Origin of the sequence: Propionivibrio dicarboxylicus, from assembly GCF_900099695.1 — a bacterium.
Lineage (GTDB): Bacteria > Pseudomonadota > Gammaproteobacteria > Burkholderiales > Rhodocyclaceae > Propionivibrio > Propionivibrio dicarboxylicus.
Genome location: NZ_FNCY01000005.1, coordinates 184,128 through 210,683, shown reverse-complemented (window position 1 = coordinate 210,683; position 26,556 = coordinate 184,128). Strand labels below are relative to the sequence as shown.

Annotated in this window: 20 protein-coding genes; 8 read left to right on the top strand and 12 right to left on the bottom strand. The window is 63.5% G+C overall.

Annotated features, from left to right (window positions below):
• Window positions 1-2: 2 nt before the first annotated feature.
• The 6 genes from BLR25_RS08370 to BLR25_RS08345 form a co-directional block, all read right to left on the bottom strand.
• Window positions 3-1,631 carry a methyl-accepting chemotaxis protein gene (locus tag BLR25_RS08370; RefSeq protein ID WP_245715500.1) on the bottom strand — a complete coding sequence of 543 codons (1,629 nt, stop codon included), beginning with the start codon at window positions 1,629-1,631 and terminating at the stop codon, window positions 3-5.
• A 172-nt stretch (window positions 1,632-1,803) separates the two neighbouring features.
• Complete coding sequence (locus tag BLR25_RS08365; protein WP_091936472.1) at window positions 1,804-1,998, bottom strand: DUF3460 family protein; 195 nt, start codon at window positions 1,996-1,998, stop codon at window positions 1,804-1,806.
• A 13-nt stretch (window positions 1,999-2,011) separates the two neighbouring features.
• Window positions 2,012-2,245: a DUF3567 family protein gene (locus tag BLR25_RS08360; protein ID WP_091936470.1), complete on the bottom strand. Its 234-nt coding sequence runs from the start codon at window positions 2,243-2,245 to the stop codon at window positions 2,012-2,014.
• A gap of 171 nt (window positions 2,246-2,416) precedes the next feature.
• Window positions 2,417-5,212 carry a cation-translocating P-type ATPase gene (locus BLR25_RS08355; RefSeq protein WP_091936468.1) on the bottom strand — a complete coding sequence of 932 codons (2,796 nt, stop codon included), beginning with the start codon at window positions 5,210-5,212 and terminating at the stop codon, window positions 2,417-2,419.
• Window positions 5,213-5,287: 75 nt separating this feature from the next.
• Window positions 5,288-5,719, bottom strand: a complete 432-nt coding sequence (locus BLR25_RS08350; RefSeq protein ID WP_091936466.1) for a universal stress protein — start codon at window positions 5,717-5,719, stop codon at window positions 5,288-5,290.
• A 54-nt stretch (window positions 5,720-5,773) separates the two neighbouring features.
• Window positions 5,774-6,643, bottom strand: a complete 870-nt coding sequence (locus tag BLR25_RS08345; RefSeq protein ID WP_091936464.1) for a Tim44 domain-containing protein — start codon at window positions 6,641-6,643, stop codon at window positions 5,774-5,776.
• A gap of 149 nt (window positions 6,644-6,792) precedes the next feature.
• Here BLR25_RS08345 and nhaR point away from each other — a divergent pair, with 149 nt between their 5' ends.
• Window positions 6,793-7,692 (top strand): transcriptional activator NhaR, encoded by a 900-nt coding sequence (gene nhaR / locus BLR25_RS08340; RefSeq protein ID WP_091936462.1) that lies wholly within the window; start codon window positions 6,793-6,795, stop codon window positions 7,690-7,692.
• A gap of 186 nt (window positions 7,693-7,878) precedes the next feature.
• On the top strand, window positions 7,879-9,234 hold the full coding sequence (locus BLR25_RS08335) for an SLC13 family permease (RefSeq protein ID WP_091936460.1): 1,356 nt from the start codon (window positions 7,879-7,881) through the stop codon (window positions 9,232-9,234).
• Between the two features lie 114 nt (window positions 9,235-9,348).
• Here the strand turns inward: BLR25_RS08335 and BLR25_RS20945 are convergent, their stop codons facing one another.
• The 4 genes from BLR25_RS20945 to clpB all read right to left on the bottom strand — a co-directional run bounded on the left by BLR25_RS20945 (window position 9,349) and on the right by clpB (window position 16,403).
• Complete coding sequence (locus BLR25_RS20945) at window positions 9,349-9,615, bottom strand: hypothetical protein (RefSeq protein WP_143009806.1); 267 nt, start codon at window positions 9,613-9,615, stop codon at window positions 9,349-9,351.
• 300 nt (window positions 9,616-9,915) lie between these two features.
• Complete coding sequence (locus tag BLR25_RS08330) at window positions 9,916-12,792, bottom strand: molybdopterin-dependent oxidoreductase Mo/Fe-S-binding subunit (RefSeq protein WP_091936458.1); 2,877 nt, start codon at window positions 12,790-12,792, stop codon at window positions 9,916-9,918.
• Window position 12,793: 1 nt separating this feature from the next.
• A complete protein-coding gene (gene ygfM, locus BLR25_RS08325) occupies window positions 12,794-13,588 on the bottom strand; it encodes a molybdopterin-dependent oxidoreductase FAD-binding subunit (protein ID WP_091936456.1) in 795 nt (264 codons plus the stop codon).
• A gap of 229 nt (window positions 13,589-13,817) precedes the next feature.
• Complete coding sequence (clpB, locus tag BLR25_RS08320) at window positions 13,818-16,403, bottom strand: ATP-dependent chaperone ClpB (RefSeq protein WP_091936454.1); 2,586 nt, start codon at window positions 16,401-16,403, stop codon at window positions 13,818-13,820.
• Window positions 16,404-16,597: 194 nt separating this feature from the next.
• On the opposite strand from clpB, the gene BLR25_RS08315 reads away from it, so the two are divergent.
• From BLR25_RS08315 to BLR25_RS08300, 4 genes are read left to right on the top strand one after another with little or no spacing between them, the layout of a single operon-like run.
• Complete coding sequence (locus BLR25_RS08315; RefSeq protein ID WP_091936452.1) at window positions 16,598-17,620, top strand: ABC transporter substrate-binding protein; 1,023 nt, start codon at window positions 16,598-16,600, stop codon at window positions 17,618-17,620.
• A gap of 7 nt (window positions 17,621-17,627) precedes the next feature.
• A complete protein-coding gene (locus BLR25_RS08310) occupies window positions 17,628-19,835 on the top strand; it encodes an ABC transporter permease (RefSeq protein WP_091936450.1) in 2,208 nt (735 codons plus the stop codon).
• A 9-nt stretch (window positions 19,836-19,844) separates the two neighbouring features.
• Window positions 19,845-20,894 carry an ABC transporter ATP-binding protein gene (locus tag BLR25_RS08305; RefSeq protein ID WP_091936448.1) on the top strand — a complete coding sequence of 350 codons (1,050 nt, stop codon included), beginning with the start codon at window positions 19,845-19,847 and terminating at the stop codon, window positions 20,892-20,894.
• 17 nt (window positions 20,895-20,911) lie between these two features.
• Window positions 20,912-21,715: a histidinol-phosphatase HisJ family protein gene (locus BLR25_RS08300; RefSeq protein WP_091936446.1), complete on the top strand. Its 804-nt coding sequence runs from the start codon at window positions 20,912-20,914 to the stop codon at window positions 21,713-21,715.
• A 13-nt stretch (window positions 21,716-21,728) separates the two neighbouring features.
• Here the strand turns inward: BLR25_RS08300 and BLR25_RS08295 are convergent, their stop codons facing one another.
• On the bottom strand, window positions 21,729-22,595 hold the full coding sequence (locus BLR25_RS08295; protein ID WP_218122671.1) for an alpha/beta hydrolase family protein: 867 nt from the start codon (window positions 22,593-22,595) through the stop codon (window positions 21,729-21,731).
• A 572-nt stretch (window positions 22,596-23,167) separates the two neighbouring features.
• Between BLR25_RS08295 and BLR25_RS08290 the strand changes: the two genes are divergently transcribed.
• Complete coding sequence (locus tag BLR25_RS08290) at window positions 23,168-23,428, top strand: hypothetical protein (protein WP_143009805.1); 261 nt, start codon at window positions 23,168-23,170, stop codon at window positions 23,426-23,428.
• Window positions 23,429-23,623: 195 nt separating this feature from the next.
• On the opposite strand, the gene BLR25_RS08285 is transcribed toward BLR25_RS08290, so the two are convergent.
• A complete protein-coding gene (locus BLR25_RS08285) occupies window positions 23,624-24,913 on the bottom strand; it encodes a hypothetical protein (protein WP_091936442.1) in 1,290 nt (429 codons plus the stop codon).
• Window positions 24,914-25,190: 277 nt separating this feature from the next.
• Here BLR25_RS08285 and BLR25_RS08280 point away from each other — a divergent pair, with 277 nt between their 5' ends.
• Window positions 25,191-26,495 carry a dicarboxylate/amino acid:cation symporter gene (locus BLR25_RS08280; RefSeq protein WP_091936440.1) on the top strand — a complete coding sequence of 435 codons (1,305 nt, stop codon included), beginning with the start codon at window positions 25,191-25,193 and terminating at the stop codon, window positions 26,493-26,495.
• The last annotated feature ends 61 nt before the right edge of the window (window positions 26,496-26,556 follow it).

Sequence of the window (26,556 nt, the reverse complement as noted above, 5' to 3'; positions counted from 1 at the left end):
AGTTAGCAGCGGAAGCGGCCGACCAGCTGGTTGAGTTCGCCGGCGATCCGTTCCATGTCGCTCGCCGTTTCGGCGTTCGCCGACATTGCCGCCGTCGTCTCTTCGACCATCGAGGCAATCTCTTCGACCTTCTGCGCGATGCTGTCGCTGGCGACGCTTTGTTCCTGCGTCGAATCGGCGACTTCGCGGATACGCTCGAGCGTGCGCTCGGACGACTCCTTGATCTGGCGCAAGGACTCGGCGGCCGACTGCGCCGCCGTCACGCCGGAATCCACCTGCGGCAGTGCCGCATCCATGACACCGGCAACCTGAACGGTATCCGACTGGATGCCGGCGATCATCTCTTCGATTTCCACCGTTGCCAGGGAGGTCCGTTCGGCCAGTTTGCGCACCTCGTCCGCCACCACGGCGAAACCGCGTCCCTGCTCGCCCGCCCGCGCTGCCTCGATGGCGGCATTGAGCGCCAGCAAGTTGGTCTGCCCGGCGATTTCCTTGATGACACCGGCAATCGACGAAATCTGGTTGGCGCGTTCTTCGAGCTTGCGCACGCGGGTAGCCGCGTCGCTGACCACCGACGCAATGCCGTTGATTTCCTCGCTCGCCGTCTGCACGCGCTCGAACCCGGCCTCGGAGAGTTGCACGGAGTGCGCGGAATTCTGCTGCGAATCGCGGGCGTTCTCGGAAATGTGATTGATGCTGACAGTCAGTTCCTCAATGGCTGCGGCCATCGCCGAGGTCGCATCCGACTGCTTCTGCGCGGCCGTCGCCACTTCACGCGAAGCGGTGCTGATGTGATCGGAACCCTTCGACAAACGCAGCGAATTCTCGCCGATCTCGCTGACCATCTTGCGCAGCGAGCGAACCATGTTACCCATCGAATCGAGCATGCTGCCGGCCATGACATCCGGCATGTCGCCGGAAAGATCGCCGTCCGACACACGCGCCATGAAGCGGATGGCATCGGCCGGTTCGCCGCCGACCTGGCGAATGACGCCGCGCGCGATGACGAAGCCGAGCCAGGCGATGATCGCCAGCAGACCAAAGGCGATGGCCAGATCGGAGATCAAGCGCCGCCGGAACTCCGTCTCAATGTCATCAACATAAACGCCGGTGCCGATCACCCACGACCACGGCTCGAACAGCTTGACGTAGCCGAGCTTGTCGATCGGTTCCTTCTCGCCCGGCCGCGCCGTCAGCGTATAGAGATAGGCGCCGCTCGGCGTGCCTTTGGCCTTGGCGACGATATCGCGCACCGTGTAATTGCCCTTGGGGTCCTTGACCGTGTCGAACAAGGGTTTGCCGATCCGGTCCTTGGCAACGTGATAAACACCGTAGCCCTCGGTCGTGTAGGCATAAACGTATTCGGATTTCCCGTCCTGACCGCCGTAGCGGATCATCGAGATCACCTCGGTCGCGGCCTTCTGCGCCTGTTCGCGCGTCATCTTGCCGGCCGCTTCTTCCCTCTGATAGGCAATCAGCGTCGCTTCGACGCCTTCGAGGACCGACTGAATCGTTTCCTTCTTGGACTCGAGCAGATCCTGTCGCGTTTTCACCGCCGACAAACCCGTCAGTGCCAACAAACCGACCAGGGCGGCCAACACCAGCAGGGCAATCTTTGTCTTAAGTCTCATCCGATCAATCATTGCCTTACTCCTCAGGCCAGAATACCAATACGACTAAAGTAATAATTATATATGAATATTCACACACTCCCATTGTGGGATTCCACAATGTAAAAAAACGGAGGGCGCCGTTGACAACGGCGCCCTCCTCACGAAACTTGAGTATGAAAAGGTACTATTTTCAAGTGCGCCGGATATCGTAACGGCATGGCGAGGGCGGCACGCTGGCTTCGGCGAAGCGACGCAACTCGTCGAAATCGACATTCTTCTCCCACAAGAGGGCACGACCGGCTCGCTGCTGCTCGGACCACTCGGGATGACGCGATTTCATGTCACGCAGAAATAGCGTGAACTCGGATTCATAGGGCGCCGCCACGGTTATCCTCCTGTCAGTGAATGGCGATTGGGCGCGCCACGCCAGCGCAAAAATCGTCGAGCAGCGCATCAATCGATTCCTGATCGCGGTCCTCGTCGGGAATGTTATCGATGGCCGAACGCAGGCCCAAGGCAATCGACCCCTGGACGAAGAGACTGCGACTCGATGCCTTATCGACCAACTCGAACGCTTGCCGTGTCGGAAATGCGACGATGGCATAGTTGTCGCTGTCGTAGACGATGTTCATGACGATTCCTTTCTGATCTCTATCCCGGCAGACATCGAACCGGGTCATTAAGGAAGATGCGTCCGTTTGTTGCCATTTCAAGACGGTGTCGCGTACCACCGTCAACGCATCGGACAGGCACCCGGCCGACAAGTTCAGTCGGGCGCTGTCGCGGCGCCGCCAGCCCTTCTCTCAGGCGCGGCGAAAATGCAGCTTCACCAATTCCATCGCAATCGGCGAAGCGAAGAAAAACGGCGTCATCAGCAGCCAGTCGCTCCACCCCGGCGGCACCGTATCGAAGACCGGCTGCAGGAAGGGGACGTACACCACGATCAACACCAGCAGCAAGGACCCTGCCAGCGCCCAGAGCATCCAGCGGTTGCTGCTCCAGCCGATACTCAGGATGCTGTGCGTCTCCGACCGCGCGGTGAGCGCGCGCAACAACTCCGAAATGCACAATGTCATAAAGGCGATGGTTTGCACCGCGGCCAGATGATCGGGATAGCGCCCGAGCGCGAGCGTGAAGACCGTCAGCACAGCGATGGTATCGACCAGCCCGACGACGGCGATGCCGAAAGCCATGTTGCGGTTGATCACCGGCTCGCCCGGCGGACGCGGCGGCTGCTCCATGATGTCCGGGTCGCCTTTTTCCATGCCGAGCGCCAGGGCCGGCGCGCCGTCGCTGACTAGGTTGAGCCAAAGCAGTTGCACCGGCCGCAAGGGAATCGGCAAGCCGAAAAGCATGGCGCCGAAGATGATCAGGATCTCGCCGATGTTGCAGGCCAGCAGGAAATAGACGAATTTGCGGATATTCGAATAGATGATCCGCCCCTGCCGGATCGCCGCGATGATGCTGGCGAAATTGTCGTCGGTCAGCACCATGTCGGCCGTCTGCTTGGCCACGTCGGTGCCGGTGATGCCCATGGCCACGCCGATGTTGGCGCGCTTCAACGCCGGCGCATCATTGACGCCGTCGCCGGTCATCGCGACGACATGACCGTTGGCCTTGAACGCATCGACGATGCGCGTCTTGTGCTGCGGAGAAACGCGGCAACATACCTGCAGATCGGCGGCCTTGGCCGCCAGCGTCGCATCGTCGAGCTTCTCGATCTCGGCGCCGGTCAGCACGATGCCGCCCGGCGTCAGCATGCCGATATCACGCGCGATCGCCTCGGCCGTATCCTTGTAATCGCCGGTCACCATCACGCACTTGAGACCGGCGCGATGCGCCACCTGCAAGGCCTCGACAACCTCCGGACGGGCCGGATCGATCATCCCGAGCAGCCCGATGAAGACGAGGTCGTTTTCGAGCGTTTCGGGCGTCGGCGACGCCGGCAATTCAGCCAGCGGACGGCTGGCCACCGCCAGCACGCGCAGAGCGCGACAGGCCATGGCATGGTTGCCGGCCCGGATGTCTTCGCGCAAGGTCTCGGTCAGCGGCACCGCGACGCCATCGACCAACGCGCGCGTGCACAAATCGAGCACCACATCCGGCGCCCCCTTGACGATGGCGAGATACGGCGCATCGCCCACAGGCATGGGCGACGCGGCAGCGACACGGTGAATCGTGCTCATGCGCTTGCGTTCGGAATCGAAGGGAATCTCCTGCACGCGCGGCAAACGCGCCGCCACCGCGTCACGCGAATGACCGGCCTTCGCCGCAGCGACAACCAACGCGCCCTCGGTCGGATCGCCAATGATCCGCCAGGCCGCGGAACTCTCTTGCGCCGTCTGCGCTTCCAGCCACGCATCATTGCATGCCAGCCCACCGACCAGCAGGGCGGCGACATCCGGATCGCCAGTTGCCTCGAACACGCCGGCATCGTTCGAAAATGCACCGAACGGCGCATAGCCTTCACCGCTGATGCGGAAACGTCGCCCGCCGGAAAACCCCTCGACCACCGTCATCTCGTTCTGCGTCAGCGTCCCCGTCTTGTCCGAGCACACCACCGTCGCGCATCCCAAGGTCTCGACCGCCGGCAGCTTGCGGATCAGCGCGTTCTGCCGGATCATGCGCTGCATGCCGAGCGCCAGGCAGATCGTCACGATCGCCGGCAAGCCCTCGGGCACGGCGGCAATCGCCAGGCTCACCGCCGTCATGAAGAGGTTGATGATGTCCTTCTTCTCATTCTGGAAGTAGCCGACCAGGTCGCCCTGGAACGCGACGGCGAGGTGCGTATCGCGGAACAGGCCGTAGAGGAAGACCAGCGCGCAGATGACGAGACAGGCCGAACCGAGAATCCTGCCGAGGTGCGCAAGATTCCGCTGCAGCGGCGTTTCTTCCGCCTCGAAAGACTGGATCATCTCGGCGATCAGCCCGATCTCGGTGTTCATGCCCGTTGCCACGACGAGGCCGCGGGCACGGCCGTAGGTGATGAGCGTACCCATGAACGCCAGATTGCGACGATCGCCAAGCGCGACCTCATCGTCGAGCACCAGCGCCGCATTCTTTTCGACCGGCACCGACTCGCCCGTCAGCGAAGCTTCCTCGATCTTCAGATTGACGCTCTCGATCAGGCGCAAATCAGCCGGCACGAAGTTGCCGGCCTCGAGAATGACAATGTCACCGGGAACGATCTCGCGCCCGGGGATGACGACGATGCTGCCGTCGCGCATGACCTCGGCATGCGGCGCCGACATCTTCTGCAGTGCTTCGAGCGCCTGTTCCGCTTTCGACTCCTGAACGACGCCGATCACCGCATTGAGCGCGACGATGATCATGATCGCCAGCGAATCGACATATTCGCCGAGCGCCAGCGAGATGAGTGCGGCGGCAATCAGAATGATCACCAGATAGTTGTTGAACTGATCCCACAACAGCGCCCAGAAACCGGGACGCGGATGCTGGCGTAGTTCGTTGCTGCCGAACTGCGCCAGCCGCGCCTTCGCCTCCCCGTCGCTCAATCCGCGCTGGGCATCGGTCTCGAAAGCGGAGACCAGGCTGTCGATCGTCCTTTTGTAAGCGTTTCGATCGAATTCGGTTCGCATGACATCATCCTCGCCAGGAATGTCGGGACGGCCCGACGCCTCCGCCGTGGCGGAAACCCCTGTCCTGACCCCTCGCTACTTGACGAGCAATACGGGAATCTTTGTGAGATGAAGCACTTTCAGTGTAATCGACCCGAGCAACAACTCAACCAGCGCCGTCCGCCCATGCGTTCCCATGACGATCTGATCGCAGGCAAGGTGCTCGGCGAGCGCACAGATGACCTCGGCGGGATGCCCGACCGAGCAATGACATGTGTATTGCACCTGCGCCGCGTCGAGCAGTTCGCGGGCGGTTTTCATCTGAGACTCGCTCTCGTCGCGGTGAAAGGCGGCGATCTGCTCATGCGAGGCGAAACGGCTGATATCGTGGGAAAGCGGGGGCTGGACATTCACCAGGTGGATATCCAGGCCCTCCGGATCGGCATAACGCGAGCGCTTGTCGATCACCAGCGACACGGCGCGCAAAGCGCATTCCGAACCGTCGACGGGAATCAAGACTCTTTTCATGACGACCTCCTTGCGTTGATGACGGAACCCTCCCGCAAGCAAGACTCTCGGACTTCAACTCACCTGCTGGATTCCAGCAACCCGCCATCCCGAGCTGCCATCCGTCGGTTTGGCGAGATGCCACACTTCGCTGAACGGCTCGGCTGCTGCGTCGGGCCGTTCGCGTACCATGCCACTGAAATGAACGCTGGCGATATGCTGCCCCCCTTCGGTAACCACTTCGAGCAACTCGGCATTGAGCGTGACGACATCGGTCTGCTGCTTGTCGCCGCCGCGTTCGGTGATCTGTCGGCGAATCTCGGCACCGAGCGCCGGCACCAGGAACTCATCGAGATCGCGGACGTCGCCGGCATCGTTCGCCGCCTGCAGACGGACGAAATTGAGTTTGGCCACACGCAGGAAGCCCTCGACGTCAAAATCGGCCGGCACATACCCTGAGGTTTCCCCCGCGCCGCCGGGGAAGGCGGCTTGCGGCGGGGCGTAGGCCGGTTCTCCGCCCGGAGTTGAACCCGGATTCGCCCCTGCGTACTGCAACGGTTCTTCCGGCGCTTTCGCCGGGCGCCGGAAGATCAGCCTGAAGACGACCAGCGCCGCCATCGCCAGCAAGGCGATCATCACCACGTTGGCCAAGCCTTCGCCGAAACCGAAGTGCGACAACAGCGCGGCGATGCCAAGACCGGCAGCCAGACCGGCGATCGGCCCGAGCCAGTTGCGCTTCGGTGTTGCCGCGGGCGCCGGCGCCGTGGCCGGCGTGGCAGGACGCGTCGGCGCGGCCTGTTGCACCGGCGCCGCCGGCTTCGGCGTCACCGCCTGCCGCTGCATGCCGACCGACCTGCCGCCCCCCAAACGGGCGGCTTCGGCGTTCTCGATTGAAAGACCCAGGGCGACAACCAGTGCAAAGATCGCCAGAAAAGCTTTTTTCATCCGCATCTCCAAAAAATATGGGCTATAAAACAACTTCCTGAATCAATGCTAGGCGATGAAAAAGCATCTAACAAGTCGAATATAATGAGCAAAAGCATCGAGTTTTTCGACATTACTATCGCTGCTACTAATAATCCCGGGAGCGTGCCATGGACAACCTCAATTTCAAGCATCTGAAATACTTCTGGACGGTCGCCAAGACCGGCAGCATCGCCCGCGCCTCGGAACAATTACACCTGACACCACAATCGATCAGCGGACAGCTGACCGAATTCGAAGAGCGGCTCGGCGTCGAACTTTTCCGCCGCACCGGGCGCAATCGCGAACTCACCGAAGCCGGCCGAAGAATCCTGAGTTATGCCGAAGAAATTTTCGCGATCAGCAACGAACTCATTGACGCGCTGCACGTCCAGAAAAGCCGGAAGAGCCTGACCTTCCGCGTCGGCATCGCCGACTCGGTGTCGAAATCGATCGCCTATCACCTTGTCGAACCGGCGCTGCGCCTCAGCGAACCGGTGCGACTGATCTGTCGCGAAGGCCGACTCGCCGCGCTGCTTGCCGAACTGGCGATTCACCATCTCGACATGATCATCGCCGACCGCCCGATGCCTGCAAACCTGAACGTGCGCGGCTACAGCCACCTGCTCGGCGAGAGCGGCATCACCTTTTTCGGCACCGAGCATCTAGCCGGACAGTTGCGCGGCAAATTCCCGACCTGCCTGAACGGCGCCCCGCTCCTGTTGCCGGGCGAAGACGCCGCCATCCGGCCGCAACTCATCCAGTGGTTCGAGACCAATGGTCTACGTCCGGAGATCCTCGGTGAATTCGACGACAGCGCGCTCATGAAAGCTTTCGGACAAGCCGGCGCCGGACTCTTCGTCGCGCCGACCACGCTGGCGAGCCACGTTTGCGAACAATACAAAACCGTCGCGATCGGTCGCATCGACACGGTCATCGAACGGCTCTACGCGATCACCACCGAGCGACGCCTCACCCATCCTGCCATTGTGGCCATCAGCAAAGCGGCGCGCGAGGACATCTTCGGCTGACACGAATGTGGAATACCGAAATTGATCCGCACGCCAGAGCGCGTATATTGGCCAACCTGTCTTACCGTAGTTCCTAAAATCCGCTACAAGCAAACATAGCGACCGTGTCTCCTCAGGCAGAACGGTCGTTAGGGGATGCTGTTTTCAAAATTTGGCAGTTTTGTTTAATTTTCTGAGGAGGTGCAAGTGGATATTTCCCTAGTAGCAATCATATCTATCGTTGCGCTGCTGATCGTGGTGATCATCAGCTGTATCAACGAAGATCTGAACGTTGGCTTCCTGGCCATCGGCTTTGCCATCATCGTTGCCGGTGTCTGGGGCGGTGTGTCGGGCGCGAAAGTGCTCAACTACTTCCCGACCAGCCTGTTCATGATCCTTGTCGGCGTGACCTTCCTCTTCGGCATGGCACAGACCAACGGGACCATGGAAAAGCTGACAGCCTATTCGGTTCGTGCTTGCGGCGGTAACACCGCGCTGGTGCCGATCATCGTCTATCTGCTGACCACCTTCATCACGACCATCGGGCCGGGCAACATCGCCGGTACCGCGCTGATGGCACCGGTCGCGATGGCGATTGCCACCCGCGTCGGCCTCTCCGCCTTCCTGATGACGCTCGTCGTCGTCGGTGCTGCCAACGGCGCTGCATTCTCGCCGTTCGCCCCGACCGGCATCATCTCCAACGGCATCATCGCCAAGATGGCCGGCGGCCTGGGCATCATGCCCGACGCGCTGAACGGTCTCGCCTGGAAGATCCACTTCAACTCGACCGTTGCCCAGGGCATCGCCAACATCGGCGGCTTCTTCCTCCTCGGCGGTTGGGCCTGGATGAGCCGTCAAAAGGGCGCCGACCTCAACATCGACGAACTGGCACCGAAACCCGAGCCCTTCAACAAGCACCAGCTGCTGACGCTGGCCATGGTCGCGCTGCTGATCGTCTTCGTCGTGCTGCCGGGTCTTGGCCCCTTGAAGCCCTTCTTCAAGGCCAACGCGTGGCTCGCCAACGTCATCTCGAACGTCGGTACCATCGCCTTCGTGCTCTCCTGCGTCCTGATGCTCACCGGCTCGGGCGACAGCAAGGCTGCCGTCAAGGTCGTGCCCTGGGGCGTGATCATGATGGTCTGCGGCATGACCGTGCTGATCGAAGTCATGGACAAGTCGGGCGGCCTCAACGCCTTCGTCACGCTGATCGCAGCCGTGTCGAACCCGACCACGGTCAACGGCACGCTGGCCTTCGTCACCGGCATCATCTCGGCCTACTCGAGTTCCTCGGGCGTCGTCATGCCGATGTTCCTGCCGATGGTTCCGGGCCTCGTCAAGGAACTGGGCGGTGGCGATCCGATCGCGATGATCTCGTCGATCAACGTCGGTGCCCACCTCGTCGACACCTCGCCGCTCTCGACGCTCGGCGCGCTCTGTATCGCCTGCGCCGGCGATCACGAAGACAAGGCCAAGCTGTTCCGCAACCTGCTGGTCTGGGGTCTCTCCATGTCGGTGGTCGGCGGCATCATCTGTCTCGTCTTCTTCGGTTTCCTCGGCTTCTAATCAGCGACCGAACCAAGCAAAAAAGCCTGCGGCATCCGCCGCAGGCTTTTTTTCGTCCAACGAAACCCGGCCTTCAATGCGCCGCAGCACGGACCGCTGCCGGCAGTAAAACCCTTACTTGAAAAACCCGGCAGCATCCTTCAGCGCGGACGGCGCGTTTTCCAGCAGTTTGGCCTTACCCTGCGTCTTGGCCTCTTCCTTCACCGCCTCCTTCACCTCGGCTTTCGTTTTCGGCGTGGCCTTCGTCGCCGCGGCGCCCTTGGCCGGCCCCGGCTTCGAACAATCATTCACTTCGCACTCGGAGCCGCTATAGGCAAAAGCCGAACCGTGGGCAAGAAAAAGCGCGACAAGAACTGGAACTGCATGCAGAACTGGTTTCATGGTTTTGTTTTCCCGAATGGACTGATGTGACACGCCGGCAGTTGACCGCCCGGCGAAAATTGATGACGCATGCATTGCGTTTTGCATATTACGCCTTTGCAAAAAGCCGCGGCGGTCTTTCGTGCGAATTCGAACATGCCAGGATTCGGCAGCACGGCATCGCCCTCGACACACGCACACTCACTCGGCCGCCGAGGTGATCGATCGAGCGCGTGTCTGCGCGCAAAAAAAAGAAGCGATCTCGCGATCGCTTCCCGTGCGTTCCATACCGGCGCCTTGCGCCGGCACATCGGCCATCGGCTATGCCGGAATCTTGCCGAGTCCCTTCAGGATCTTCTCCGGCGTGAAATGCCATTCGCGCAACCAGACGCCGCAGGCGTGGTGGATCGCCTGCGCGATGCTCGGTGCGGCGCCGTTGACACCGATCTCCGAGATCGACTTGGCGCCATACGGACCGACCTGGTCGTCGCTGCCGATCATGAAGGCGCGGAAGTCCTTCGGGATATCGCCGATCTTGGGCGCGCCATAGCTGCGCAGATCGCGCGTCAGCGGCACGCCGCTCGCGTCATAGACGATTTCCTCGGTCAACGAATGGCCGATCGCGCGCATCGAGGCGCCGTAGATCTGCCCCAGGGCAAGTTCCGGATTCACCGGCGTACCGCAATCGAGCAAGGCATAGAACTTCTCGAGCCGGATTTCGCCGCTGCGCACATTGACCGCGACCTCGGCGAAATTCGCGCCGTAGGGGAAACAGTACTTCGGCGTAACGAAGCTCGCCGTGCCGACGAGAACGCCGAAGCCGGTACCCGATTCCGAGCGATGCGCAATCTGCGCCAGACTGACGGCGCCCTGCTTGCCCTGCACGACGCCCGGCGCGACGAGTTGCACGTCGGTTTCGGCTTCGCCGAGCATCTGCGCGCCGTGGAACAGGATCTTGGCGCGCAGGGCCTCGGCCGCCAGCTTGGCGGCATTGCCCGAATAGCAGGTGCCGGACGACGCGTAAGCGCCCTTGTCGAAAAGCGTGTGGTCGGTGTCGCCGGAAACGACGGTGACGTGCTCGATCGGGCAGCACAGCACTTCGGCGGTCAGCTTGGCAACGACGGTATCGAGGCCGGTACCGATATCGGCCCCGCCCGAGAGCACGATGAAGGTGCCGTCGGACTCGAGCTTGACGAGGCAGTTGGCCTGGTCGATATCGGGAATGCCGGACTTCTGCATGATGATCGCCATGCCGCGACCGAAACGCCAGTCGCCCTGCGGCGGACGCGGCTTGTCCCATTCGATCAGTTCGCGCCCCTTGGCGATGATCGGCGTCAGCGCGCAGCTCGCCGCCGTCGGCACTGCCGCCGGTACCTTGCCTTCGCTGACCGCCTTCATGACCTTGAGCGCCTGGCCTTCCTGCACGCGGTTCTTCTCGATCATCTCGAGCGCGTCGAGTCCCAGTTCGGCGGCAAGTTCGCTGATCGCCATGGTCAGCGCGAAGTTGCCCTTCGGCGCGCCGTAGCCCTGGAAGGCGCCATTCGGACAGATGTTCGAGTAATAGGTGGTGACCTTGAAGCTGACGTTGTCGCAGGGATAGAGCGGCAGCGACAGGCCGGGACCATTGCACGGCACGGTCATCGCGTGGTTGCCGTAGGGCCCGGTGTTGGCCTTGAAATCCATGTGGACGGCGGTAATGCGGCCGTCCTTTTTCGCGCCGACGCGCACCGTCACCTGGGCGACGTGGCGTGACGAACACGCGATGAATTCCTCTTCGCGCGTATAGCGGAAGAGCACCGAGCGGCCGGTGACGCAGGTCGCCCAGGCGCAGACTTCCTCGAGCAGCATGTCCTGCTTCGAGCCGAAACCGCCGCCGACGCGCTGCTTGATCACATGCACCTTGTTCTGTTTCATGCCGACGATGCGCGACACCTGGCGGCGGATGTGCCACGGCACCTGTGTCGAGGCGCGCACGACAAGCCGGTCGCCATCCATGTAGGTGTGGCAGATGTGCGGTTCGTTCGGGCTATGCTGTACCTGCTTCGAGGCATAGGTACGCTCGATGATCGCGTCGGCCTCGGCGAAGCCGGCGACGGGGTCGCCGATCTTGCCATGCACCTGGGCGACGATGTTCTCGCGCGGACGCGCGCCGATCGGGAAATTGAAGACCATCCGCTCGTCGCGGGGCGCGGCGCTCGCATTCTGCTCGGCGAGATCGGCCGGCGCGCCGGCCACGTAGTCGATGCGCTCGTCATGAACAACAGGGGCGCCGGGCGCTGCCGCCGCGTCGATCGACATCACCGGCGCCAGCACCTCGTAGTCGACCTCGATCAGGGCGAGCGCTTCCAGCGCGATCGCCTCGGTCTCGGCGACGACGGCAGCGACGCGGTCGCCGACGTGACGCAGCTTGCGACTGAACATGCGGCGATCGAGCGGCGACGGTTCGGGCGCGGTCTGTCCGGCGGGCGTATAGACGACATCGGGACAGTTCTGATGCGTGATCACCAGCAACACGCCGGGCAACTGCTCGGCGCGGCTGACGTCGAGGCGCTTGATCAGCGCATGCGGATACGGCGAACGCAACATCTTGATGATCGCCGTGTTCGCCGGAATATCGTCCTCGACGAAGCTCGGCTTGGCCTGCAAGACCTTGGCGGCATCGAGCTTGGGATAGGCCTTGCCGATATGCACGAGATCGTCGCGGAATTCCGGAATTGTCGTCGTCGCGGCCATCGGATCGCCGAGGCGCCGCTGCGCCAGTTCGACCGCTTCGAAGATCTGCTGATACCCGCCATCGCGGTTATACAGCCCCGACAGCGCGTCTTCGATCTCCTCGCGCGTCGGTTCCGGACAGCGTTCGAGCAGATCGGTCAGGATCAGCGCCAGCGCCGGATCGTTGTAGCCCGATTGCACCACCCCGGTGTCGATCATCGCCTGCTGGACGATGCTGAGCTGGTTCCAGGTCCCGAGCGACTCGGCCGTCTCGACGACGGCGCCGTCGAGTTGCGCGGCGATCAGCAGCGACGCATTGACGATGCGGCCATTGACGCGGATCGAATCCGACCCGGCAAAGCCAAAGCCATCGTCGCTGTTGCGCACTGAACGCAGACCAAGGCCGAAGAGCAGCGACTGCACATTCTCACCGGCCTTGCCGACGAATTCACGCGCGCAACCGTTGAGCGAAAAACGGATCGTCATCTCAAATCTCCTTCCGCGCCGTTGGCGTACCGGACGACAGATCGGCCAGCAGATCGGCGACGACGATCCCGGCGATATAGCGCTTGTAGGCGACGCTGCCGCGCAGATCGTCTTCCGGCGCGACGGCGGCGCTGACCGCCTGTTCGAGCGCGGCATCGTTGAGCGCACGCGCTTCGATATCGCGCAGGCGCAGCGGCGTGGGTGTCACGCCTTCGACGGCGATGCACGGTCCGGCCGAACTCAAGGCCACGGCAGCGGTCAGCACGCGCAGTCCGGCCACCGAGCGCGCCACCTTGCGCGTCGCGCAGGGCCGTTCGGGATCGGGAAGCCGCAGCGCCACCAGCAGCGCATCGGCCGAATCGGCGCCGCCGGCAAGAAAGCGTTCAAGCGCGACAACGGCGCCATCGGCGTAGATCAGTTCGGCATCGAGCGCGAGCAGTACCGGCGTCAGCACCGCTTCGTCCTGTTTCGCACAGAGCTCGCCGCCGAGCGTCGACTGGTTGCGCAAGTTGCGGGAATAGACGAAACCGGCGGCTTCGCGCAGCGCCACCGGCACGCGCGAATCGTCGATCAACTGCTGCAGCGTCAGGGTAGCGCCGAGGCGAAGCTGGCCATTGTCGAGCGCGACGGCATCGAGCCGCAGGCCGGCCAGCGAAATCGCCACTTTTTTGTCGGTACGCGTCGGCGCAGCGTTCAGTTTGCTGCCGCCCGCCATGAAAACGGCCTTGTCGCCGTACTGCCGCTTGAGTCGGACGGCCTCGTCCACTGTCGCGGGCTTCAGGAATTGTTCGATCATTATCCACTCCGGTTCTGCCTTCCCGCGCCAGAACCCGGCGCGGAAGCTTGTCGTCGCCCCTCGTCCGCCCCGATCGGCGGCGAGGCGGCCACTTTACTCGCTTTTCATGCGGAATGGGGAGCCTTGAGACGCCACCGGCATTATCGGCGCCGACAAGACAAAGGGCCGGGCATTTGCCCGGCCCGCGCCGACGCGAAAAACCCGGCGGGAGATCCCGCCGGACCGCTGATCACGCCTTCTCGAAGCGCATCACGCCGGCCTTGCAGGACACGCGAATGGTGTCCTTGGCGGCGAATTTTCCTTCGAGGATCGCCCGCGCCAGCGGATTCTCGATCTGCGACTGGATCGCCCGCTTGAGCGGCCGCGCGCCGAAGACCGGGTCGAAACCGGCGGTCGCGACTTCGGCCAGCGCGCTGTCGTCGACGGCGAGCGCCATGTCCATCTGTGCCAGCCGCTTTTCCAGGTACGCCATCTGGATTTTCGCGATCGAGCGGATGTGCTTCTCGTCGAGCGCGTGGAACACCACCACCTCGTCGATGCGGTTGATGAACTCGGGCCGGAAGCTGCTCTTCACCTCGCCCATCACCGCCAGCTTGACGAGTTGGTAATCGTCGCCGGCCATCTGCTGGATCATCTGGCTACCGAGATTGGAGGTCATGACGATGACGGTGTTCTTGAAGTCGACGGTGCGCCCCTGCCCGTCGGTCATGCGACCGTCGTCGAGCACCTGCAGCAGCACGTTGAAGACATCCGGATGCGCCTTCTCGATCTCGTCGAGCAGGATGACGCTGTACGGCTTGCGTCGCACCGCCTCGGTCAGGTAGCCGCCTTCCTCGTAACCGACATAGCCGGGTGGCGCACCGATCAGGCGGGCGACCGAATGCTTCTCCATGAACTCACTCATGTCGATGCGGATCAGGTGATCTTCCGAATCGAAAAGGAAGCCCGCCAACGCCTTGCACAGCTCGGTCTTGCCGACACCGGTCGGACCGAGGAAGAGGAAGGAGCCGTAGGGCCGGTTCGGGTCGGAAAGGCCCGCACGCGAACGCCGGATCGCATCGGAGACGAGACGCACCGCCTCGTCCTGGCCGACGACGCGCTGATGCAGCCGGTCTTCCATCGCCAGCAGTTTTTCGCGCTCGCCCTGCATCATCTTGGACACCGGGATGCCGGTGGCGCGCGAGACGACCTCGGCGATCTCCTCGACGCCGACCTGCGTGCGCAACAGCTTGTTGGCGGCCGCTTCGCCCGTCCCCTTGCCGCTCTCGGCGGCCTTGAGCTGGGCTTCGAGCTGCGGCAACTGGCCGTACTGGAGCTCGGCGAGCTTGTCGTACTGGCCCTTGCGCTGTAATTCGGCCATGCGCGCCTTGAGCCGGTCAATCTCTTCCTTGATCGAGGCGCTGCCCTGGACCTTGGCCTTCTCGGCTTTCCAGATTTCCTCGAGATCGTTGTACTCGCGTTCAAGCTTGGCCAACTCATCCTCGATCAGCTGCAGACGCTTGCGGCTGGCCTCGTCCTTCTCTTTCTTGACCGCCTCGCGCTCGATCTTGAGCTGGATCATGCGACGGTCGAGCTTGTCCATGACCTCGGGCTTCGAGTCGATTTCCATCTTGATGCGCGCCGCCGCCTCGTCGATCAGGTCGATCGCCTTGTCGGGCAGGAAACGGTCGCTGATGTAGCGATGCGAGAGTTCCGCCGCGGCGACGATGGCCGGGTCGGTGATATCGACGCCATGATGCAGTTCGTATTTTTCCTGCAGGCCACGCAGGATCGCGATCGTCGCCTCGACCGAGGGTTCATCGACCATCACCTTCTGAAAGCGGCGTTCGAGCGCGGCATCCTTCTCGACGTACTTGCGGTACTCGTCGAGCGTCGTCGCACCGACGCAGTGCAGTTCGCCGCGCGCCAGGGCCGGCTTCAGCATGTTGCCGGCATCGATCGCACCTTCTGCCTTGCCGGCGCCGACCATGGTATGCAGCTCGTCGATGAAGACGATGATGCGACCTTCGTCCAGGGCGATTTCCTTGAGCACGGCCTTGAGGCGTTCCTCGAATTCGCCGCGGTACTTGGCGCCGGCCAGCAGCGCCGCCATGTCGAGCGAGAGCACGCGCTTGCCCTTGAGCGTTTCCGGCACTTCGTCATTGACGATGCGCTGCGCCAGCCCCTCGACGATGGCCGTCTTGCCGACGCCCGGCTCGCCGATCAGGACCGGATTGTTCTTGGTGCGCCGCTGCAGGATCTGGATCGTGCGACGGATTTCGTCGTCACGGCCGATGACCGGGTCGAGCTTGCCCTGCTGCGCGCGCTCGGTCAGGTCGATGCAGTATTTCTTGAGCGACTCGCGCTGCCCTTCGGCTTCCTGCGAATTGACGCTCTCGCCGCCGCGTACGCCGGCAATCGCTGCTTCCAGCGCTTTGCGTTCGAGGCCGTGCTGCTTGGCCAGCCGGCCGGTTTCGCCCTTGTCGTCGCACAGCGCGAGCAGGAACATTTCGCTGGCGATGAATTGGTCGCCGCGCTTCTGTGCCGCTTTGTCGGTGAGATTCAGGAGGTTCGTCAGGTCGCGGCCGATCTGCACTTCGCCGCCGTGCTCCTCGACCGTCGGCAGGCGGTCGATCGCCTGGTCGAGCGCCGTCCTGAGCGCCTGCACATTGACGCCGGCCTGGGCCAGTAGCGAGGCGGTCGAACCGTCTTCCTGCTGCAACAGGGCAAGCAGCAGATGCTGCGGCGCGATCATCGCATGGTCGTGGCCGATCGCCAGGCTCTGCGCGTCGGCCAGCGCCTGCTGGAATTTGGTGGTCAGTTTGTCGAGTCGCATCGCTGCTCCCTCAAAGTATCTATCAGTGATACCGACGAGATGGGGGAGCACTGTCGTATTTCAAGTCGAAGTCGCCGCAAACACGATTTCCGATCGCCACGAAGGCGGCCGGACGATATCCCGAAGGCGTAGAATTCCTGCGAAAGGCAACACGCCTGTTTTCGCATCTCAACATCAAGGACAAGGGGATTGGCATGCATCGGTATTTCCGTTTATCGCTGGTCGCGGCCGCACTCGGCTTCCTGGCGCAGGGCGCCGTGGCGGACCAGGTCAACGTCATCTGCTCGGCCCAGGCCGACTGGTGCAACATGATCAGCACCGTCTACGCGCGCACCACCGGCACCAAGATCAATGTGACGATGAAGGGTTCGGGCGAAGCGCTCGCGCAGATCATCGCCGAGAAGGAAAACCCCAAGACCGACGTCTGGTTCGGCGGCACCGGCGATCCGCACCTGCAGGCGGCCGAACAGAACCTCTCGCTCGAATACAAGTCGCCGACGCTGCCGCAACTCCATCCCTGGGCGCAGCAGCAGGCACAGCAATCCGGCTACCGCACCGTCGGCATCTACTCGGGACCGCTCGGTTTCGGCTACAACACCGAACTGCTGGCCAAGAAGAAGCTGCCGGTCCCGAGTTCCTGGGCCGACCTGCTCAAGCCCGAATACAAGGGCGACATCCAGGTCGCCAACCCGGCCTCAAGCGGCACCGCCTACACGATGATCGCCACCCTCGTCCAACTGATGGGCGAGGACAAGGCCTTCGAATACCTCAAGGCGCTGCACCGCAACGTCGGCCAATACACGCGCCAGGGTACCGGGCCGATCAAGGCCGTGGCGCGCGGCGAAACGGCGGTGTCGATCAGCTTCGTGCATGACGGTCCCGGCGAAAAACTGCACGGTTTCCCGGTCGAAACGATCACGCCGAAGGAAGGCACCGGCGCCGAAATCGGCTCGATGAGCATCATCAAGGGCGCGCGCAACCTCGCCGCCGCCAAGAAGTTCTACGAGTGGGCGCTGACGCCCTCGGCACAGGAGATGGGCGCTGCCGCAAAGCAGTACCAACTGCCGTCGAACGTCGCCACGAAGATTGATCCGCTCGTTCCCGACTTCAAGAAGATCAAGTTCATCAACTACGACTACGCCAAGTACGGCGCCAGCGCCGAGCGCAAGCGGCTGATCGCCAAATGGGAGAAGGACGTCAATTCGCTGCCGCGCTGATCCGACGATGCCGCGCCATCCGAACCGGGCGATCGTCGCCTGGCTGCTCGCCGGTCTGCTCGCTTACCTCCTGCTGCCCTGGTATGCGATCCAGGACAGCGCCTGGTACGCCGTCCTGACGCAGATCGCCGACGGCCCCGAAACCGCCAACGGCCTGTTCCAGGCATTCGCGCACGGCCGCCCCTGGCTCCTCGGCGGCCTCGCCGGACTGGCACTCGCCACCGTCGGGCTGGCCGTCCCGCCCGGCCGCCGCCAGGGCCTCTGGCTGATCGCCGGCGCCCTGCTCGGCCTCATCGCGCTCGTCGGCGGCGGTTTCGCCATCGGCGCACGCGGCTGGTCGTTCGAGGTCTTCAACGCGTGGTTCGGCGAACTCGAGGCGCAACAGTTCGGCATGGGCGGCGGCGCCTTTGTCGCGATCACCGCGCTGACCTTGCTGCTCGCCTTCGGCCTCGCCCGCTGCGGCAACTTCAAGGGCGACCTCTTCGTCGCCGGCGCCGTCGTCGGCTGCGCCGCGCTGCTGCTGCTCTTCATCGCCTATCCGGTGACCAAGGCGCTGTCGGCGGCCTTCATCGACGAAGCCGGCCACTGGGGCCTCGGCGCCCTGTTCGAACGCATCGGCGATGCGCGCATCTGGAACCTCGGCTGCCTGGCCGGATCGACGCAGTGCGGCGTCGCCTGGAACACGCTCTTCCTCGCCCTGGCCTGCGCCATCGGCAGCACCGTCCTCGGCACGATGATGGCACTGCTCGCCGAACGCAACGCCGGCCCGCGCCTGCAAACGCCGCTGCGCCTCATCGCGCTGCTGCCGATCATCACCCCGCCCTTCGTCGTCGGCCTCGGGCTGATTCTGCTCTTCGGCCGCGCCGGCATCGTCAACCAGTTCCTCGAATATGCCTTCGACATCACGCCGACACGCTGGTTCTACGGTTTCCTCGGCACCTGGATCGCGCAGATGTTCGCGTTCACGCCGATCGCCTTCATGATCATGCGCGGCGTCGTGCAAGGCCTCGCGCCGAGTCTCGAGGAAGCGGCGCAGATCCTGCACGCCGACCGCCGGCAGACCTTCTTCACCGTGACGCTGCCGCTGATGAAGCCGGGACTCGCCAACGCCTTCCTCGTCGGCTTCATCGAGAGCATTGCCGACTTCGGCAACCCGATCGTCGTCGGCGGCCAGTACTCGGTGCTGTCGACCGACATCTTCTTCGCCATCGTCGGCGCCCAGTTCGACCAGGGACGCGCCGCCGCGCTCGCCTGGGTACTGACGCTGTTCGCGCTCGGCGTCTTCGCGCTGCAGCGCGGCCTGCTCGGCCGGCAGAACTACACGACGGTCAGCGGCAAGGGCGACGCCGGCATCCCGATGCGGCTGCCCGACGGGGTCCGGCGCACGCTCAACGGCGTCGTCTATCCCTGGCTGGCGTTCACGCTCGTCGTCTATCTGTTCGCCTTCATCGGCGGCTTCGTCCGCACCTGGGGACGCGACTACACCTTCACGCTGACACATTTCCAGACCGCCTTCGGCCTCGAATGGAGCGACTTCGGCCTGGTCTGGTCGGGCACCGCCTGGAATTCGCTGTTCACCACGCTGACGCTCTCCGGCCTGTCAGCGCCGCTGACCGCCGCCATCGGCCTGCTGATCGCCTACCTGATCGCGCGCACCGACTTCCGCGGCCGTGACGGCTTCGAGTTCATCGCCCTGCTCGCCTTCGCCATTCCCGGCACCGTGCTCGGCGTCAGTTACATCCTCGCTTTCAACGTGCCGCCGGCGGAACTCACCGGCACCGGGCTGATCATCGTCATCTGCTTCCTCTTCCGCAACCTGCCGGTCGGCGTCCAGGCCGGTACCGCCGCCTTCAAGCAGCTCGACAAATCGCTCGACGAGGCCTCGCTGATGCTGCGCGCCAGCACCGCGCAGACGCTGCAACGCGTCGTCCTGCCGCTGCTCAAGCCGGCGCTGATCGCGGCACTCGTCTACAGTTTCGCCCGCGCCATGACAACCGTCAGCGCCGTCATCTTTCTCGTCACCGCCGAGAACGAACTGGCGACGACCTACATCATCGGCCGCATCGGCAACGGCGATTACGGCATCGCGCTCGCCTACTGCACAGTTCTCATCCTGCTGATGTCGCTGATCATCGGCGCCATCCAGTGGCTCGTCGGCGAACGCCGGCTCGGGCGGCGCAAATCATCGGCGGCCCCGCTGGCCGCCGGCATGTAAGGAAAACGCATGGATTACGGCATCGAATTCAGGAACATCAGCAAGCGCTACGGCACCGACCCGGCCGCGCCGCTCGTCGTCAAGTCGGTCAGCTTCGGCATTGAGGCCGGATCGCTGGTGACCATCCTCGGCCCCTCGGGCTGCGGCAAGACGACGGTGCTGCGCATGATCGCCGGACTCGAATCGCCGACCGACGGCCAGATCTTCATCGGCGGCCGTGAAGTCACGACGCTGGGACCGGCCGAACGCAACGTCTCGATGATGTTCCAGAGCTACGCGCTCTTCCCGCACATGAACGTCGTCGACAATGTCATGTACGGACTGCGCGTCTCGGGCGTACCCAAAGCGCCGGCGACCGCGCGCGCCATCGAGGCGCTCAAGAACGTCGGCCTCGTCGGCTACGACGCGCGCATGCCGAGCGAATTGTCGGGCGGACAGCAGCAGCGCGTCGCCCTGGCGCGGGCGCTGATCCTCGAACCGAAGATCCTGCTTTTCGACGAGCCGCTCTCGAATCTCGACGCCCGCCTGCGGCGAGAGATGCGAGAGGAAATCCGCAGCCTGCAGCAGCGCCTCGGCCTCACCGTCGCCTATGTCACCCACGACCAGAGCGAGGCGCTCGCCGTCAGCGACACGATCATCGTCATGAATGACGGACGCATCGCGCAGCGCGGCACGCCGCAGGAGATGTACGAGCGTCCCGGCAGCGAATTCGTCGCCGGTTTCATGGGCGAGGCCATGCTCTTTCCCGGCGTCGCCGACGCCGACGGCAGCGTCCGCCTCGGTCCGATCGATTTCCGTCCGCGCCAGTCGGTCGCCGCCGGCGCCGTCAAGGTCGCGGTGCGCCCGGAAGCCTGGCAGATCCGGCGCGACGGCGGCGGCATCGTCGGCCGCCTGCAAAAGCGCGCCTACCTCGGCAGCTACTTTGAATACACCTTCGCAACGCCGCTCGGCCCGATCTTCGTCGTCTCGCCCGAACTCGCCCGGCCGCTCGATCTCGGCGCCGAAGTGGGCTTGATGCTCGCCGATCACGGCGTCTCGGTCGTCCACGCCGACGCCTGAACACAACAAGGAAAACAATGCGGATCGACCTGCACAATCACACGACGCGCTGCTGCCATGCCGTCGGCAGCATGGACGCCTACGTCGAGGCGGCGCTGGCCAACGACATCGAGGAATTCGGCTTTTCCGACCACAGCCACTGGATGCTCCACGCCAAGGGGCCGCGCTATGCGATGCGCGCGCACGAGCACGAACACTACATCGCCGACGTAAAGCGCCTGCAGACGCGCTATCGCCGCGACGGCGCGCAGCCTTTCCGCATCCGTCTCGGCATGGAAATGGATTTCATTCCGAGCCGCCTCGCCCTGGCCCGCGAGGCCATCGCGCGCCATGACTGGGACTACGTGATCGGCTCGGTCCATCACGTCGGCCTCGGCAACATGCAGGACGACGAACTCTATGCCATGTGGCCGATCGAGGACATCTGCGAAGTGTATTTCGACGCCGTCGGCCACATGGTGCGCGAACGCTTCTGCGACATCGTCGGCCACCTCGACCTGCCGAAGAAACTCGGACATCGACTGCCGGGCGGCATGCTGCGCCTCATCGAACCGCTGATTCCCGACCTGCTGGCCAACGACATTGCCGTCGAAATCAACACCTCCGGCATCGATGCGCCGGCCGGCGAAGTCATGCCGGGTTGGGACGTCATCGCCCTGCTGGCCGATCGCGGCGTGCCGCTGACGCTGGGTTCTGACGCACATGCGCCGGACCAGGTCGGGCGCCATTTCGGCGCCGTGTTCGCCCGATTGAAGCAGCTCGGCGTCCGCGAACTCGTGCGCTTCGAACGTCGGCAGATGCTGGCGGCGCCGATCGACTGACGATCGGCGCGCCCTATAAACCGACGCGTCTCAGGAAGGCTTCGAACGCCGGCCTCCAGGCTGCGGGATTGCGCACGAACGTGGCGTGCCCATCCTCGCCGAGCGGTGGCAACAGGGGCGGCAACTGAACGAACTCGCCCTGGCCGCCGTTGCGGACAAACGCATCGAACCACTGCTTCGGATATTTCTCGCCGAAATACTTGTCGTTCGTACTGTAAAGCCACAAGGTCGGAATTCGCGCGCGTTGGCCATAGCTCGAGAACACGGCTTCGAGCAAATCGGGGCGACACGGGCTTCCGGGCCTCCCGACCGGATCGCCGCCACCGCCGCCGGAAAAATTGATCGCCGCGACGACACCCGGCAAGCCTTCCGCCGCAAGCGCGATCGAGGTCGCCCCTCCATACGACTGCCCGACGACAACGCCCTTCGCCGCATCGACATACGGCAGGGTTCGTGCGTGTTCGACGACCTGGACGACCTGCTGCGCTGCGGCGCCGAATGAGGCCGGATAGCTCCGGGCGGCGCAGTTACCGGCATATTCGAGGTCCTCGCCACCGGAAACACCGTAGCCGATGCGTGTCGGCACCAGCACCGCAAAGCCTTTGCCGACGAAGTAACTCGCATTCGCCGCATAGCGCATCCGCCCCATCGCGGCAAACTCCGCGGTCGTGGCCGGGCGGCCGTGACTGAGCACCAGAAAAGGCGCTCGATCCTTCTCGTCGTCGCGAAAGACCGTGACCTTGATCGATTGCGACACAGTTTTTCCGTAGAGATTCTTGGCACTGACCGGCAGGTCCAGAATTTCCTCGACGAGCTTCGCCGCACACGGCAGGGACAGTGACAGCAGCGACAGGACTTGCAAACAGGGACGGCAGAACACCGAATTCTCCTCATGAAGATGGCGAATTGACGACAAAGGGAAGCCGTCTGCGATGAATCGACTGAACGAAAAAATGCCGCAAAGCGCGGACGCCAGTCGGCGAAGGTGCTGCTTTGGTTATTTGTGCGTTGTCACCGCCCGCGTTGCGGTGTTAAGGCGTTCTGGAGGCGGAAGCTTCTTGTGCGGACCCTGTGTGTGTTTTTGTCGAATCCGGCGCGGTGGCGGACTCAGAGCCCCGATGGCGGCCATCATGCCATCGCAACGCAGATGAGATCAACTGGCCGAACTGACAGAAGCGGCGGCGGTCGCATGCTGCCACCCGGGAACCGACGGGCGCTGCACCAACGGGTGCACGTGGCCAGCCCTGTCGCATCAGGCTGCAGCCGCCGCGTTGCGGCCGTCGTACTAAGAACGATTCCCATCAAAATGGTTCCATGGTGATACGCGCTGCTACAAAAGGCGCCAATAATCAGAACATACTTCAGCCGCGATTCCCGATAGTATGATTTCCGTCAGATGGTGATTAATTTCACTATGTGGCAAAATATCAACCTGCTATGAAAGGAATCATCATGAGTGCAAGTCCTACCACCCAGCTGATCGAACGTCTGACCGCGAACCGTCTGCTGTCGTCGTCCGTCTCGCTGGCCACGCTGATTGCCGGCATCGCCACCGTCTCGCTGCCGCTGCTTCTGGTCAGCGGTCTGCTCGCCTACGGCTGGCCGTTCCTGCATGTCTATCTGGCCAACGTCAACGACGCCGCAAACAGTGCTGCCAAGCCTGCCCGCGCCGGCCTGACGACGCTCCGCACCAGCGCCCTCGCCGCCCACTGAGCCACACCACCATGTGTGGCCAGCCCCCGACCGGAGCCCAGCACCTTGCGTGCGAATGCCCGTCGTCACCCGGCCTGTCCGGAACGTCGCGGCCCTGCTCCGGTCGGCTCAGTCGCAATTGCTGACCGCGCTGGGCGGTAGCCGACTGAACCGGTTTTTCGTTCCAGCTTCTTCCTTCCGTTTTACTTCCCGCGTTTACACCGCCTGCACGGCCGCGAACCCGCCGCCATGCGTGCGAAAATTCGTCGTCTGTCCCTGGTAAAGCCGGGCCGATACCAGTTGCACGCGGCCGCGATAGACGAAATTGCGGACATCCAGCTTGAGATGCCGCGGCGTCCCCTCGATCCACAGCCGACGCTCCGACGGCGGTACCAGCGCCTGTGCGATGTAGCCGCCCTGTGCAACCATGTCGAACACGCGCCGCGTCACCTTGTCGCCGCGATACGCGGCTTTGCCGCCATAACCGCCGGCCGGCTTGAAGAACCACTGCCGCCGCGCCGCCCAGAAGGAGTCCGCATTCTCGGCCGTGACCAGGCGCGTCGCCGGCACCCCGTCGCGCAACCGGGCGCGATCGTCCTCGCCAACGCCGATCGCTTGTAACCACGCGTCATCGCTGAGCGCGATCAGGTTGCGTTTGTCAGCGTAGCAGGCGTGCGCGCGCGGATGCGGCGTCAGGACGACGGCATCGGCGAGCCAGGCCTCGCGCAAGGCGGCATGTGCCGGCTCGTCCAGGGAAAAATCGGTGAGACGGTTGTAGACGAGGTCGACCACCGCCTCGCCGCAACGCAAGACGCCATCCTCCCAACGTAGCGCCGACGGATCGACGATCTCGGCGGCGATGCCGTTCGCCTCGAACAGGCGGCGGAACAATTCGAATTCGGGTGCCAGGAACTGGGCCTCGGGCGCCGTATCGACGATGGCGATACGGCGCAGCGGACGTTCACCGCGCGCCAATCGCCACTCCTCGCGAAACATCGCGACGAACGCCGCCTCGACCGACGCCCGCGACTGCAGCGACGAGGCCGCATGTGCGCAATCGCTGCGCTGAGCCCCAAGCAGCTTGGCGTTGAGCATGCCGCCGCCGGCATTGGTGTTGATTTCGATCAGCCGAGGCTGTCCGCCGCACAGGTGGAAATCGTAGCCGAGAAAAACGCCGGCCGCCTGCGGCACATGACGGGCACTTTCGGGCGCGTAGGCAAGCACGCGTTCCTGCCAGGCCGGCAGCGCGACGATGCGCTCGACCGTCTCGGCCAAGCGCGCCATGAAATCGAGTTGGGAATGCGCCACATACACACGCGCATCCGAAAACAGGTGCGGATGCGTCTGGCGTAATACCGACGGCGTCAGGCCTTCCATTTCGAGCGCCCGGCGCAAGCGCGGACGATCGAGCGCGACGCAGTCGCAATGCTCGTTGAATTGCTGCGCCTGCTGCCAGTCCTCGCTGACGGTCTCGGCGGACGCACTCTCGCAGGGGGAATCGATCATCCGCGGAGGCTACCCGAATCGCGCAACGACTGCAAAGGGAATCCCCCCAATCCGGGCGGCGGGTCGTCCGCACTTTTTCCGGGTTTCCGACCGCTGCCAGAGCCTTCCATCCGGCAATCCGACCAACGCCTTTTTCACGATCAAAAACAAACACATAAATATCAGCAACTTAAACACACAAAAAAACAGGCACGCTCCCTGCTAAGGAAGCGGACACATCGTATCCGGGCAATCGCCCGGACACCGTGAAAGACCTTTAATCAAACTGGAATCGGTAATGAATGCAAACAAACTGACCCTGCGCATCATGATTGGCATGGTGCTGGGCATCCTCGCCGGCTACGCCGCCCACGAATGGGCGAACTCGCCTGGACATGCCAAGGAGATCGCCAGCTACTTCTCGATCCTGAGCGACATCTTCCTGCGCATGATCAAGATGATCATCGCCCCACTCGTCTTCAGCACCGTCGTCTCGGGCATCGCCAACATGGGCGACAGCAAATCGGTCGGCCGCGTCGGCGCCAAGGCGCTGCTCTGGTTCATCAGCGCCTCGATCGTCTCGCTGCTGCTCGGCTGCCTGCTCGCCAACGTGCTCCAGCCGGGCGTCGGCCTCGGCATGGCGCTGCCGGACGCGCACGCCAGCACCAACCTCGCGACCAAGTCGCTGACGGTCGGCAACTTCCTCGTCAATGTCTTCCCGAAGAGCATCTTCGAAGCCTTCGCCACCAACCAGATCCTGCAGATCCTGATCTTCTCGATCTTCTTCGGCCTGGCGCTCGCCTCGCTGCCGGACGCGCAGACGAAGACGCTGAAGTCGATGACCGACGAAGCCGTGCACGTCATGATCAAGGTCACCGACTTCGTCATGCAGTTCGCACCGGTCGGCGTTTTCGCCGCGATGAGCGCCGCGATCGCGACGCAGGGTCTCGGCGTGCTCGGCACCTACGGCAAGCTGATCGGCGCTTTCTACGCCGGCCTCGTCATCCTGACCTTCCTGCTCATCTTCGCCGGTTGGCTCTTCCTCGGCCGCCGCGTGTTCACGCTGATGCAGATGATGCGCAGCGTCATGCTGCTGGCCTTCTCGACGGCGAGCAGCGAAGCCGCTTATCCGAAGACGATGGAACAGCTCGCCAAGTTCGGCGCCAACAACCGCATCACCAGCTTCGTGCTGCCGCTCGGCTACTCGTTCAACCTCGACGGCTCGATGCTCTACCAGTCCTTCGCGATCCTCTTCATCGCCCAGGCCTTCGGCATCGACATGCCGATCTCGCAGCAGCTCGTCATGCTCGCCGTGCTGATGGTCTCGAGCAAGGGCATGGCCGGCGTCGCCCGCGCCTCGCTGGTTGTCGTCGCCGCCGTGCTGCCGATGTTCAATCTGCCTGAGTCCGGCCTGCTGCTGATCATGGCGATCGACCAGTTCCTCGACATGGGCCGTACCGCCATCAACGTCGTCGGCAACAGCATCGCCACCGCCGTCGTCGCACGCTGGGAAGGCCAGCTCGCCGAATCCGGCGAAGCCATCGACGCCGACCTCGGCGACGCGTCCGAAGGCGAACTCATCGCCAGCGCCGCACGCGCCTGATCCTCTTGACCACTGCGGTCACGTACCGCAGTCGTTCACCGGCCCGACCGTTCAGCGCGGT